Here is a 13,905-nt window from a genome sequence, read left to right as displayed (position 1 = left end):
AATGGGACTTTTCGGAACAAATATGGTGTTTTATCACTCAATATAGCGATATTTGCAGCACAAAACGGAGATATACATATTTCAGACATAAGTAAAAGCAACATACGACAAGCCCATGAAATTTGAAACATTCGCATCAGACAAGGCGCAGCTCTGCACTACATCGCTGAAAGAACTTGAAGCAGAATCGAACGTCATCGACTATGGTGCAATAATATTATGTAAAGGCGGCACGGCAACAATGCGCATCGACTTTAAAGACTGGCATCTGAAAAAAGATGCCGTAATAACACTATTCCCGAACGACATGGTGATGCTGCACAATGTTTCGGACGACTTTGAGGTGGAAATGCTGCGCTACGACAAGACGATGCTGAGGGAGGCGAGCCTGCAACTGGAGCAAACAGTGTACTCGCTGCTGCGCAAGGACAGATGCCGCACAGACAAACAGGTGGTTACGCTGATAATTGAAAACATGTTCAGCCTGCTCAGACTGTATTTCATACAGAAGGACTGCACATGTCTCGACCAGCTTGTGCTCTACCAGCTCAAGGCCTTCTTTCTCGGTTTCTACGACTGGATGGTGCGCAACAGGCACGAGGAGCCTGAAGGCTACGGCTCAAGACGCACCAACGAACTGTTCAACATGTTCATGGAAGACCTCGAACAATATTACATGAAGTCGCACGACGTGGCTTTCTATGCCGGAAAGCTTAACATAACGCCGAAATATCTTAACACCATTGTAAAAAATATGACCGGACACACTACAAAAAATATTATAGACCAATATGTAACTCTGCAGATAAAACTGCAGCTGCGTAACAGTGAGAAAAGCGTCAAGCAGCTTTCATGGGACTTCAACTTCAGCGACGAGTCGTTCTTCTGTCGCTACTTTAAATTGCACACCGGCCTTACGCCACAGCAATTCAGAAAAAATATCAAGCAACAATGACGCCTGACAGGCCTTACATTTTTGTTAAACTGCGACGCTTGTTTGAAGCATAGTTGGCACATATTTCCGATTAAGCGTATGCATATTATCATCCGTTGACGCATAACAAAAACAATATGCCAAAAGCATGCATTCAGAGGCGGCTGACCGCACTTATTTTTTTATCAGATTTAATGCAAAAACCCTCTATCATTTAGTCAATATTTCTTTGCGACTTTGCAAAATTAAACTATCTTTGCAAAAAAATAAATAACAGACATGCGGCATACCACATAGTCTAAACTCTTACGCACGCAAAGACTTGCGCCAAGACATTATGAAAAATATGTGAAAGCCATGAAAACAATCATTGATATGAACAAGATAACTAACATTATCGCCCAAACGAACTGGAAGCAGCAAGGCAAAGACATCTTTTTTCTCTTTGTCGGAGTACTGATGTATGCTACAGGCTACACAGCATTCATATTACCTGAAAAAGTTGTGCAGGGAGCCGTTGCCGGTATTTCAGCACTCATTTACTACACAACGAGTTTTCCTCCAAGTATCTCCATCTGGGTGCTCAATGCCATGATGATCATCATAGCAATCAAGGCTCTTACACCCCAGTTCGTAATAAGGACGGTGATAGGCGTCACGATGCTGTCGCTCTGTGTGGGCTTCCTTCAGCCTTTCTTCACCGCTCACCCGATTATAACTCCCGGAGAAGACAAATTCATGCATGTCCTCATTGCAGCACTGCTCTGCGGAACAGGACTTGGCATCGTGTTTACACACAACGGTTCTACAGGCGGAACAGACATACTGATGGCGGTGTTTAACAAATATTTCAACATCAGTTTCGGCCGCGCCATGCAGTTCATAGATTTCACAATCATAAGCTCATCTTACTTTGTATTCCACAGCGTGGAAACGATCATCTACGGTATCGTGTTCACATTAGTGGTAAGTTTCATGCTCGACTTCGTGGTAAACGGTTCAAAGCAAACCGTGCAGCTGCTGATAATATCTAAAGAATATCAGGAAATCGCCAATAATGTGTCAGGAGGCATGCATCGTGGCGTAACGGTCGTAGAGGGTAAGGGCTGGTATACAAAGAACGATGTCAAGCTGCTGATAATCCTCGCGCATAAATACGAGCTTCAGGACTTGATGATTATCATCAAACAGATCGATCCTAACGCGATGGTTTCACAGACGTTCTGTCACGGTGTGTTCGGGGCAGGCTTCGAAAAGATAAAATAGTCTACATATAATTCTGAAAGTATTAAATACACACATACTCGTGATATAACACTTTCATGTACAGCAACAGGTCATTTTCTGCCGCTGTACATGAAAGTGATAGTTTTTTTAATTTTTAACCATAATTATTATGAATGATATCAAAAAAAAGGGCAAGGCCGAAGTAAAGAATTCTTTTTATAAAGATCTTTTTTTCCTTACATTTGGAATATTACTTTATTCATTCGGATATACGGCCTTTATCCTTCCCGAACAGGTTGTGATGGGAGGCGTTTCCGGTATATCGGCGCTGCTGTTCTATGCCTTCGGATTTCCTCCCGGTATTTCGATCTGGGTGCTTAACGTTACTATGCTTATCATTGCCTGCAAGGCACTCACCAAGCAGTTTATCATCAGAACCATCATCGGCGTGTCTATCATGTCGGTATTTGTGGGCGTACTTCAGCCCCTGTTTCAGGCATATCCCATAATCACGGCCGGCGAAGACAAGTTTATGCATGTTATTCTCGGAGGTGCAATGGCCGGCGGAGGCCTCGGTCTGGTGTTCTCGCATAACGGCTCAACCGGAGGAACCGATATATTGATAGCCCTGCTGAACAAATACTTCAGCCTGAGCTTCGGACGTGCCATGCAGTTTATCGACATTACGATTATCAGCTCGTCTTATCTGCTGTTCCACAGCACCGAGACAATCGTCTACGGTATCGCCTTCACTCTGATTGCAAGTTATGTCTGCGACTACGTTGTCAACGGTTCACGCCAGACTGTGCAGTTTATCATCATATCAAAGGATTATGAAAAGATTGCAGACCAGATCAACCAAAGCGCCCACAGAGGTGTTACCGTTGTTGAGGGCAAGGGCTGGTATTCAAAGAAGGAAGTGGACATACTTATCGTTCTGGCAAGAAAATATGAGTCTCAGGAAATATTCCACTATATTAAGAATATCGACCCCCATGCCATGGTTTCACAGACATTCTGCCACGGTGTGTTCGGCGAAGGCTTCGACAAGATGAAATAATGCCTGCGGCCACATGGCCCAAGCATAGCCGGCAAAGAAAAGAATAACAGCCGGACAAAAGAAACGAACGAAGTTAACGGACAACAGTTTTTATATCTCCTACATGGCGATTTGTCCGTTAACTTCGTTTTATTACAGTGCCAGATGCCTTTCGCAGAACGCATCAACAGACACGACTACATTTTTAAAACTTCTGTATTATTTATATGAAATACATTCTACACACATTTCAGCGAATAGCATTCATCCTTATTTGCATCTTCCAGATAACGGCCATGCATGCCGAATCAGAGAAGTTTACGGTGCGCGGACGCATCGTAGACAGACTGTCGCGCGAGCCTGTCATAGGCGCAAGCGTATCGGTGCAGGGGCTGCAGGGCGTCGGAGCAGCCACCGACACCACCGGAGTGTTCGTCATAAGCGGCGTCAATCCAGGCATCTGCCGGCTCTACGTTACGTGCATAGGCTACAAGAGCGTGCTGTCTGCCGAATATTTCGTGTCGGCAAAGATGCCTACGATAGAGATTGAACTCGACGAAGACTCAAAGCATCTCAACGAAGTTACGGTTAGCGTGCCCGTGATAAGGCGCGTAAAGCCAAGTCCGGTGAGCATGCAGATAATAGGACTCGGCGAGATAGAGAAAAGTCCGGGCGGCAACCGCGACATCTCGCGCATTGTGAGGTCGGTGCCAGGCGTGTCGTTCTCTCCTATCGGCTATCGCAACGACCTCATCGTAAGGGGCGGCTCGCCGTCGGAAAACCGCTTCTTCATGGACGGCATAGAGATACCTAACATCAACCACTTTGCCACTCAGGGTGCGTCGGGCGGCCCGGTGAGCATACTCAACGCCGACCTTATACGCGAAGTGCAGTTCTATACAGGCGCATTCCCGTCTGACCGCGGCGGCGCATTAAGTTCGGTAATGGACATCAGTCTTCTCGACGGCAACACCGACGAAAACTCTTTCAAGGCCACTCTCGGAGCATCAGAAGTGTCGCTCAGCGGCATGGGCCACTTCGGCAGCAACACTACATATCTGTTCTCTGTGCGCCAGTCGTATCTGCAACTGCTATTCAAGATGATCGGCCTGCCCTTCCTGCCAAACTACATAGACGGACAGTTTAAGATAAAGACCAAATTGGGAAAGAAAGACGAAATAACTTTCCTCGGGCTTACGGGCATCGACAACATGAAGCTTAATACTGACCAAGAAGGAGAGGACGCCGAATACATGCTGAGCTACCTGCCCCGCATAACGCAGCAGACGTTTACGCTCGGCGCATCTTATAAACATTATGCCGGAAAGAACGTAACAACGGTTTCGCTCGGCTATAACTATCTGGGCAACCAGAATCTTAAGTACCGCAACAACGACGATTCGGCTCCCGAAAACCTTACGCTCGACCTCAGTTCGCGCGAACAGAAGCTATCGCTGAGAGCTGAAAACCGCACATATAACGACCGCTGGACATGGCGCGAGGGCGTTGAAGCATGGTATGCCTTCTACAACGACCACACATACCAAAGAGTTTATCACAACGAAAGCTCAATATCGCAATACTCAACCGACATCAGCTTTGCAGGATGGGCAGCCTACGGCTCGGCGCGCTATACGAGTGAAGACGGAAGACTTACGGCCAACATGGGCCTGCGCCTCGACGGATGCTCTTATTCTGACCTGACAGCGCGCTTCTGGGAGCACATCTCGCCCACCGTATCATTGTCTTACAAGTTTCTGCCGTCGTGGGCCGTCAACATCGGCGCCGGAATGTATCATCAGCTGCCGCCATACACAGCCCTGGGATATAAGGACGAAAACGGCCAACTGGCCAACAAGTCGCTCGAATATATGCGCGTAAAGAACGCGGCGCTGGGCGTTGAATGGACACCGGGCAAGCAGATAACAGTGAGTCTGGAAGGTTTCTACAAACATTACACTGACATTCCGCTCTCCGTTGCCGACAACATTCCGCTCTCATGCAAGGGCAACGACTATGGCGTTGTGGGCAACGAGCTGCTCGTTTCGTCGGCCAAGGGCAGGGCTTACGGCCTCGAAGCCACCATGCGCTGGCAGATACCGGGCAAACTGGTGTCTATGGCGTCGTTCACATTATTCAAGAGTCAATACAAGAACAACTCTGACGCCGGATATATCAATTCGGCATGGGACAACCGCTTCATTGCCAACGTGAGCGCCACCTACGAGCTGCCGCGCAACTGGAGCATAGGAGCCAAGCTGAGTGCGATAGGCGGCAGTCCGTATACGCCGTATGACGTTGACAAGTCGTCGCTCGTGGAGGCATGGGACGCACAGGGACGACCATATTACGACTATTCGAAGTTTAACACCGAACGTCTTGACGCCTTTGCCCAACTTGACATCCGCGTAGACAAAAACTATTATTTCAAAGGCTGGATGCTCGGCTTTTATCTCGACATACAGAACATAACAAAGAGCGTTCTGAGCCAGCCCGACGTGCTGATGAGCACTGGCGTCATTGAAAATCCTGACGCTCCGGCAGCCGAACAGCGCTACAAGATGAAGTATATCAGTCAGGACAGCGGCACTCTGCTGCCCAGCATCGGCGTAACAGTGCGCTTCTGACATATACAGAAACATACATTCACGCAGAAGTTATCAACAGCTTCGACATTGTCTGTTGATAACTTCTGCGTTTTTATTTATCCAAAACCAATCACATCTGTACGCCCGAACAAGCAGAAAGTGCACATGCAATATCAACCAATATGAAAGTATATTCACAAAAAGCCGCATCATTATGTCACTTTAGTTTTGTCATGATTTTCTGATGAAATAGAAAAATCAGACAGGCCATGCGCCTTATTATGATAAAGAATATTTACATCCGGACATAAAAGGTAAGCTTTTATAAAACAACTCGGCAACTTTTTACCCGGAAACGGGCAGCTTTCAGCATGAAAACCAACCTGTTTTTTTTATTGAAATAAAGGCTTTTTTGTCCCATTTAGGACAAAAAACATTGCACATATACGGCGCTACCTGCATAACAACATGTAACACACCTACTTACGTTTGCACACGTTTTCAGGGCATTTTCACGGCCAAATGATTATAATTTTCAAATATTGCAGTATGAGAGCCTCAAAAGAAATCAAAGTGTAAGGCCATAGCATCAAAGGACGACAATATGCAAAACAGAACAAAGTCGGCATTATATATTGATTATGTATACAGCAACAGAGGATTAATTAGACTGAAAATTTGTCATACAAACAAGACAAAATGTCACAACCCGGCTACGGGCATGTATTTTGATTCTCTGATAGCAGACAATCGTAAAAAGATTGTATTCAGGAATAACAAATAAGAAAAAGAAAAGAAAGGAGACTATTATATGACATTCGACAAATTCACAATCAAAGCGCAAGAGGCTGTTCAGGAGGCAGTTAACACCGCACAACGCTCAGGACAGCAGTCGATTGAGCCGGTCCACCTGCTCAAGGGCCTTATGAACAAGGCTAAAGACGTCACCAACTTTCTGTTTCAGAAGCTCGGTGTAAACGCCATGCAGGTTGAGACAGTGGTTGACCGTGAGATTAGCCGCTTGCCACGGGTTCAGGGCGGACAGCCTTATCTCAGCAACGAGAGCAACAGCGTGCTTCAGAAAGCCGTAGACATATCGCAGAAAATGGGCGACGAGTTCGTCAGCGTTGAACCTGTAATGCTGGCATTGCTTGATGTAAACTCTACGGCAAGCCGCATAATGAAAGATGCTGGATGCACCGAAAAGGAGATGCGCGCAGCCATAAACGAGCTGAGACAGGGACAGAAGGTGCAGTCGCAGTCGGCTGACGAAAACTATCAGAGCCTGGAGAAATATGCCAAGAACCTGGTTGAGGAGGCACGTCAGGGCAAACTCGACCCTGTGATTGGCCGTGACGATGAAATTCGTCGTGTACTTCAGATTCTGTCACGCCGTACAAAGAACAACCCTATACTGATAGGTGAGCCGGGAACCGGTAAGACAGCCATCGTTGAAGGACTGGCTGAGCGTATAGTCCGCGGCGATGTGCCGGAGAACCTGAAAGACAAGCAGCTCTACTCGCTCGACATGGGTGCGCTGGTTGCCGGAGCTAAATATAAAGGAGAGTTTGAGGAGCGTCTGAAGAGCGTCGTCAAAGAGGTTACCAACAGCAACGGCCGTATCATCCTATTCATAGATGAGATCCACACGCTGGTTGGTGCCGGAGGAGGCGAAGGCGCAATGGATGCCGCCAACATTCTGAAGCCTGCGCTTGCGCGTGGCGAGCTGCGCAGCATAGGTGCAACGACACTTAACGAATATCAGAAGTATTTTGAGAAGGACAAGGCTCTTGAAAGGAGATTCCAGACCGTCATGGTTGACGAGCCTGACGAGCTTAGCGCAATAAGCATACTGCGTGGTCTGAAGGAGCGCTACGAAAACCACCACAAGGTGCGTATTCAGGATGATGCCTGCATAGCAGCCGTCAAACTGTCGGAGCGTTACATCAGCGACCGTTTCTTGCCTGATAAGGCCATCGACCTTATGGACGAGGCTGCAGCTAAGCTGAGAATGGAGCGCGACTCTGTACCTGAGGAACTCGACGAGATTACGCGTAAGCTGAAACAGCTCGAGATTGAGCGCGAGGCCATCAAGCGTGAGAACGACCAGCCGAAGATTGAACAGCTCGACAAAGAGATTGCCGAACTGAAAGATCAGGAAAAGGTGTTCCGTGCCAAATGGGAAGGCGAGAAGGCTCTCGTCAACAAGATTCAGCAGGACAAGCAGCAGATAGAGCAGCTGAAGTTTGAGGCTGAGCGCGCCGAGCGTGAAGGCAACTATGAGCGTGTGGCCGAGATACGCTACAGCAGCCTGAAACAGCTTGAAGACGACATCAAGAACATTCAGGATCAGCTGCGCAACACGCAGGGCGGCGAGGCAATGGTGCGCGAGGAAGTTACTGCCGACGATATAGCTGAGGTGGTAAGCCGCTGGACAGGAATACCCGTAACGCGAATGATGCAGAGCGAGCGCGAGAAGCTGCTGCACCTTGAGGAGGAACTGCACAAACGTGTTATAGGTCAGGAAGAGGCCATAACGGCAGTGAGCGACGCCGTTCGCCGCAGCCGTGCCGGACTGCAAGACCCGAAGCGCCCGATAGCTTCGTTCATCTTCCTCGGCACTACCGGTGTAGGTAAGACAGAGCTTGCAAAGGCGTTAGCCGAATATCTGTTCAACGATGAGACCATGATGACGCGAATAGACATGAGCGAATATCAGGAAAAGTTCAGCGTCAGCCGTCTTATCGGAGCGCCTCCGGGATACGTTGGCTACGACGAGGGCGGACAGCTCACCGAGGCAGTAAGGCGCAAACCTTATTCGGTTGTGCTCTTCGACGAGATTGAGAAGGCCCACCCGGATGTGTTCAACATCCTGCTTCAGGTGCTCGACGACGGCCGTCTGACCGACAACAAGGGACGTACCGTAAACTTCAAGAACACTATCATCATCATGACTTCTAACCTTGGAAGCCAGCTGATACGTGAAGACTTGGAGAAACACGGTGGAAAACTCGACAGCCATGAGCAGTCGATGCTCAACAACCAGCTGATGACGCTGCTGAAGAAGACCATACGTCCTGAGTTCCTCAACCGTATCGACGACATAATAATGTTCCTGCCGCTGACTAAGGAGCAGATTGCCGGAGTGGTTAAATTACAGATGAACGCCATCAGGAAGATGCTTGAACCGCAGGGCTTCACTCTCGAATACACCGACGCAGCCATCAACTGGCTTGCCGACGCAGGCTTCGACCCTGAGTTCGGTGCCCGTCCTGTAAAGAGAGCCATACAGGAATATGTGCTCAACGACCTCTCAAAGAAACTTCTTGCTGAGGAGGTTAGCCGCGAGAAGCCGATAATAATCGACGCCAACGGCGCAGGACTGGTGTTCAGAAACTAAGGATAAATATGCATAATCGAACATTTCTTAAAAGAAGGGACGGATAAGTATTTTTATCCGCCCCTTTTCTTTTATTAATTATCAACATAACTATCAATAACGCAGGGAGGCACCCCAGGTGCGACAAGCATTCAAATTATTATGAAAGCGGCAATACCTTTATGTGGACGTACCTGGGGTAGGTTCCTACATTTTTATCAATGTTACACAAGATTAAAGGCATCTATTTTTGCGCCAAAAAGCAAAAAACAGAAACATTAGCTGCATGCAATGCAACACTTTGAAACAGAATAAAGACATTAACGGCAATAATGTAAAATTAAATTTGTAACTTTGCAGAAACGTAACATCAGCAGTGCCTTACATAACATTTAAGCCACTCTGATGAGAAATACAATTAAATAATATGCCTGACAAGATATAGGGAAACAAAACGGAAAAAGACAAATACCATGAAAAAACTATTTATATCGCTGACCATAATGCTTGCCGCCACACTGGCCTATGCACAAGAGACGTTCAAGAATCCCGTGGTGTGGGCGGATATGCCCGACCCTGACGTGATACGCACCGGCGACGACTTCTGGCTCGTAACAACCACAATGCACCTTATGCCGGGCGCACCGATAATGCACTCTAAGGATTTGGTAAACTGGGAGACGGTGAGCTATCTCTTCGACAGGCTCGACGAAACGCCAAAATATAATATGCAGGGCGGCACAGTGTACGGACGCGGACAATGGGCCACGTCGATAAGATACCACAACGGCACATTCTATGCCCTGTTCTCGCCCAACGACGAGCCGTTCCGCTCATTTGTCTACACAACGAAAGACCCGCGCAAGGGATGGACGCTGCACTCTCGCCTGCCCCACTTTCACGACGCATCGCTGTTCTTCGACGATGACGGGCGCGTGTATGTGTTCAGCGGAACAGGCAAACTGACCGAACTCAACGCCGACCTTACGGCCAAGAAGGAGGGCGGCGTGGACATCACGCTCAACGTGCGCGACGAAGAGGAGAACAATCTGCTCGAAGGCAGTCGCGTGATAAAGCACGACGGACGCTATTATCTGCTCATGATTTCATGGCCGAAGGACAAGCCGCGCCGACAGCTGTGCTACCGCGCCGACAAAATAACCGGACCTTATGAGAAGAAGGTGATACTTGAAGACAACTTTGCCGGTTTCCCCTATGCCGGACAGGGCACCATCGTTGACGACGGACACGGCAACTGGTATGGCTTCATCTTCCAGGACCGCGGAGCCGTAGGCCGTGTGCCGCTGCTCATGCCGTGCCGCTGGACCGACGGATGGCCTATGCTCGGCAACGTGAACGGCAAGGTGCCTTTCGTGATGAACAAGCCTGTGCAGGGCTGTAAAGACATAGACATGGTGGTGAGCGACAACTTCAACGGCGACACGCTCGACCTGAAGCACTGGCAATGGAACCATAATCCTGCCAATGATTTTTGGAAGTTATCCGACGGACGCCTGCGTTTGACCACCTGTAGAGTGGTCGACAATCTGTATATGGCGCCCAACACGCTGACACAGCGCATGGAAGGGCCTAAATGCAGCGCATATATAGAGATTGACTTCAGCGGCATGAGAGACGGCGACCGCGCCGGACTTGCCGCATTCAACGGCCACTCGGGCATAATGGCAATAGAGAAGGACAACAGCAAGACATGGCTGACCGTAACGCAAACGCAAGTGAACCTTACAGAGAAGGAACATCTCGTGAGCAGTGTTGACACGCAGGAGAAGGCACGCATAAGCATAACAGGCAACAGAATTTTCCTGCGCATCGACGGCGACTTCAACCTCGGACGCGACATAGCCACATTCTATTACAGCACCGACGGTAAGAAATGGACGGCTATAGGCGGAGAGTTTAAGATGAAATTCGACTACCGCCGCCTGTTCATGGGCACAAGATATGCCCTGTTTAACTATGCCACGAAACAGCCGGGCGGACACGTAAACATAGAAAAATTTGTATATAAGAAAGAAGAAAAATAAGACATAAGCCCATAATGACAACAAGGATTGCCATAATAGGCGGCGGTGCGGCGGGATGCTTTGCCGCAATATGCCTGAAAGAGCGCATGCCCGAAGCATGCGTAACCGTATATGAGAGCGGAAACAAGCTGCTGGCAAAGGTGGCCGTAACGGGCGGCGGACGCTGCAACCTGACCAACTCGTTCAGGGATGTGAGGAGCATCGAGGCTGTTTATCCGCGCGGCTCACGACTGGTGAAGCGCCTGCTGCGCGAGTTTAGTAATGTTGACGCCTTCAGATGGTTTGAGAGCAATGGGGTAAGACTCGTAACGCAAGACGACCAGTGCGTGTTTCCTGTATCACAGGACGCCATGGAAATTGTCGGCACACTAACACGGCTGATGCACCATAGAGGCGTAAAGATAAAGACACGGCACAGGGTAAGCAAGATTGAACACATCTCCGAGAATGAAATAAACAACAATGACAGCTGCCATTTCAGCATAAGTTTCAGCGGAAGCGACGCGCCGGAAGAACATGCCGACATCGTGTTGGTAACAACAGGAGGAAGCCCAAAGACAAGCGGACTTGATTTTCTGCGGGGCCTCAACCTCGACATCGTACAGCCTGTACCGTCGCTGTTCAGCGTATGTCTGCCGAAAGACAATGTCACCAAACTGATGGGCACCGTCGTAAACGACGTTACCGCAGGCCTCACCGGCACCAAGCTGAGAGCTACCGGACCGCTGCTGATTACCCATTGGGGCATGAGCGGACCTGCCATTCTGCGCCTTTCTTCATACGCTGCACGCATTCTGCATGATGCCGAATACAAGGCGGAGCTGTGGATAAACTGGTTTGGCGACATGAATGAGCCGGAGGTGGCCGACATGATAAGCGAGATGGCTGCCCAAAACAAGCAGAAACAGATTTCGAACATATATCCTGCCAACCTAAACAGCCGCCTTTGGGAGCATCTGCTGACACAGAGCGGACTGAAACCTGAAATGAGATGGGCCGAACTTGGCAGCAAGGGCCGCAACCGCCTTGTGGCCACACTGACAAACGACAGATACAGAATAGACGGCAAGAACAAGTTTAAGGAAGAGTTTGTTACCTGTGGCGGCGTTGCCCTGGGCAACATCAGCGCAAAGACTCTTGAATGCAAAAGCCACGAAGGACTGTATTTTGCAGGCGAAGTGCTCGACGTTGACGCCGTAACAGGAGGTTTCAACCTTCAGGCGGCATGGACAATGGGATATGTTGCGGCAAAGTCTGTTGCAGAAAAATACGGGACACTATAGTTTCAGTCAGACAAATGCAGGCTGGATAAAAAACAAAATAAAGGAACACCAGGCGCCTGGTGTTCCTTTATTATTATGATACTTTTCTAATTAAAGCACCTTTTTGTACAGTTCAACGATCTGCTCCTCCGTAACGTCACGCGGGTTACCCGGAGTACATACGTCGGCAATAGCCTGAGCGGCGAGAGCGGGAATGTCGCTCTCCTTAATGCCAAGGTCAGACAGATGCTGAGGTATGCCCACACGGATGGCCAATGCCTTGACAGCATCGCATGCAGCCTGTGCTGCCTCCTCGGCAGTCATGCCCGTAGTGTCAACACCCATTGTACGTGCAATGACACCATATTTTTCTATGCAGCAAGGCATGTTGAACTCCATAATTGTGGGCAGAAGCAGCGCGTTGGCAACTCCGTGGGGAACATCAAAGAGCGAGCCCATCGGGTGAGCCATGCCGTGAACAAGGCCAAGACCTACGTTAGAGAATGCCTGAGCGGCGATATACTGAGCCAGAGCCATGCCCTCACGTCCTACAGGATTCTGCGGTTCCTCAACGGCAACAGGCAGATTCTCGGCTATCATCTTTATGGCCTGCAGCTCATACATGTCAGACATAACCCATGCGCCCTTTGTGATATATCCCTCAATGGCATGTGTCAGAGCATCCATACCCGTTGCGGCAGTGAGTCCCTTCGGCAGAGAATACATCAGTTCGGGGTCAACAATGGCAACGGCAGGAATGTCGTTAGGGTCTACACAGACCATCTTTTTCTGATTTTCTTCGTCAATAATAACATAGTTGATGGTAACCTCGGCACCTGTACCTGCTGTTGTAGGCAGCGCGATGATTGGCACCGACTTGTTCTTTGTAGGTGCACATCCCTCGAGCGAAACAACATCGGCAAACTCAGGATTGGCAACAACGATGCCTATACCCTTGGCAGTGTCCATAGACGAGCCTCCGCCGATAGCGATGATGCAGTCGGCACCAGACGCCTTGAATGCGTCAACGCCCTGCTTAACGTTAGTAACCGTAGGGTTGGGCTTTATCTCGCTGTATATGTCGTATGCAAATCCGGCCTCATCAAGAACGTCGGTAACCATCTTTGCTGTACCAACTTTCAACAGTCCTTTATCTGTTGCAACTAATGCCTTGTGAAGATTAAGACGCGCCAATACTTCCGGCAACTGCTTACGTGCACCGGCTCCGAAGTAAGAAACTTCGTTGAGAATAAATCTGTTAATCATGTTTTTTAATAAAAAGAATATTGGTTAGTAATTAATAATCTCATTTGCAAAGTTACGAAATTTATTTTATTATTGCGTGTGATAATACATTTATAACTTTACATGGGTAATTTTCACAACCTTTCACAAGACTAAGATTATAAAATTTCTTGCCACTTATTATTA

8 protein-coding genes are annotated in these 13,905 nt (G+C 48.6%); 7 read left to right on the top strand and 1 reads right to left on the bottom strand.

Annotated features, from left to right (window positions below; all coding sequences use genetic code 11):
• Positions 1 to 115 precede the first annotated feature (115 nt).
• The 7 genes from ACZMIG_RS01585 to ACZMIG_RS01555 all read left to right on the top strand — a co-directional run bounded on the left by ACZMIG_RS01585 (position 116) and on the right by ACZMIG_RS01555 (position 12,495).
• Positions 116 to 955 carry a helix-turn-helix domain-containing protein gene (locus tag ACZMIG_RS01585; RefSeq protein WP_487888913.1) on the top strand — a complete coding sequence of 280 codons (840 nt, stop codon included), beginning with the start codon at positions 116 to 118 and terminating at the stop codon, positions 953 to 955.
• 336 nt (positions 956 to 1,291) lie between these two features.
• Positions 1,292 to 2,200 carry a YitT family protein gene (locus tag ACZMIG_RS01580; RefSeq protein ID WP_021853915.1) on the top strand — a complete coding sequence of 303 codons (909 nt, stop codon included), beginning with the start codon at positions 1,292 to 1,294 and terminating at the stop codon, positions 2,198 to 2,200.
• A gap of 130 nt (positions 2,201 to 2,330) precedes the next feature.
• Entirely contained in the window at positions 2,331 to 3,221 is an 891-nt protein-coding gene (locus tag ACZMIG_RS01575; protein ID WP_125103818.1) for a YitT family protein, read from the top strand.
• A gap of 206 nt (positions 3,222 to 3,427) precedes the next feature.
• Entirely contained in the window at positions 3,428 to 5,827 is a 2,400-nt protein-coding gene (locus ACZMIG_RS01570; RefSeq protein WP_487888912.1) for a TonB-dependent receptor, read from the top strand.
• 772 nt (positions 5,828 to 6,599) lie between these two features.
• The gene (clpB, locus tag ACZMIG_RS01565) at positions 6,600 to 9,188 is read left to right on the top strand and encodes an ATP-dependent chaperone ClpB (RefSeq protein ID WP_484446552.1); all 2,589 of its coding nucleotides are present in this window, start codon (positions 6,600 to 6,602) and stop codon (positions 9,186 to 9,188) included.
• A gap of 452 nt (positions 9,189 to 9,640) precedes the next feature.
• Entirely contained in the window at positions 9,641 to 11,212 is a 1,572-nt protein-coding gene (locus tag ACZMIG_RS01560) for a glycoside hydrolase family 43 protein (protein WP_487888911.1), read from the top strand.
• Between the two features lie 14 nt (positions 11,213 to 11,226).
• On the top strand, positions 11,227 to 12,495 hold the full coding sequence (locus ACZMIG_RS01555; RefSeq protein ID WP_487888910.1) for an aminoacetone oxidase family FAD-binding enzyme: 1,269 nt from the start codon (positions 11,227 to 11,229) through the stop codon (positions 12,493 to 12,495).
• A 90-nt stretch (positions 12,496 to 12,585) separates the two neighbouring features.
• On the opposite strand, the gene fucO is transcribed toward ACZMIG_RS01555, so the two are convergent.
• Complete coding sequence (gene fucO / locus ACZMIG_RS01550) at positions 12,586 to 13,740, bottom strand: lactaldehyde reductase (RefSeq protein ID WP_287604438.1); 1,155 nt, start codon at positions 13,738 to 13,740, stop codon at positions 12,586 to 12,588.
• Positions 13,741 to 13,905: the final 165 nt, after the last annotated feature.

The sequence above is a fragment of the Xylanibacter sp. genome, from assembly GCF_057607445.1.
This window is presented reverse-complemented; position numbering and strand designations above follow the sequence as displayed.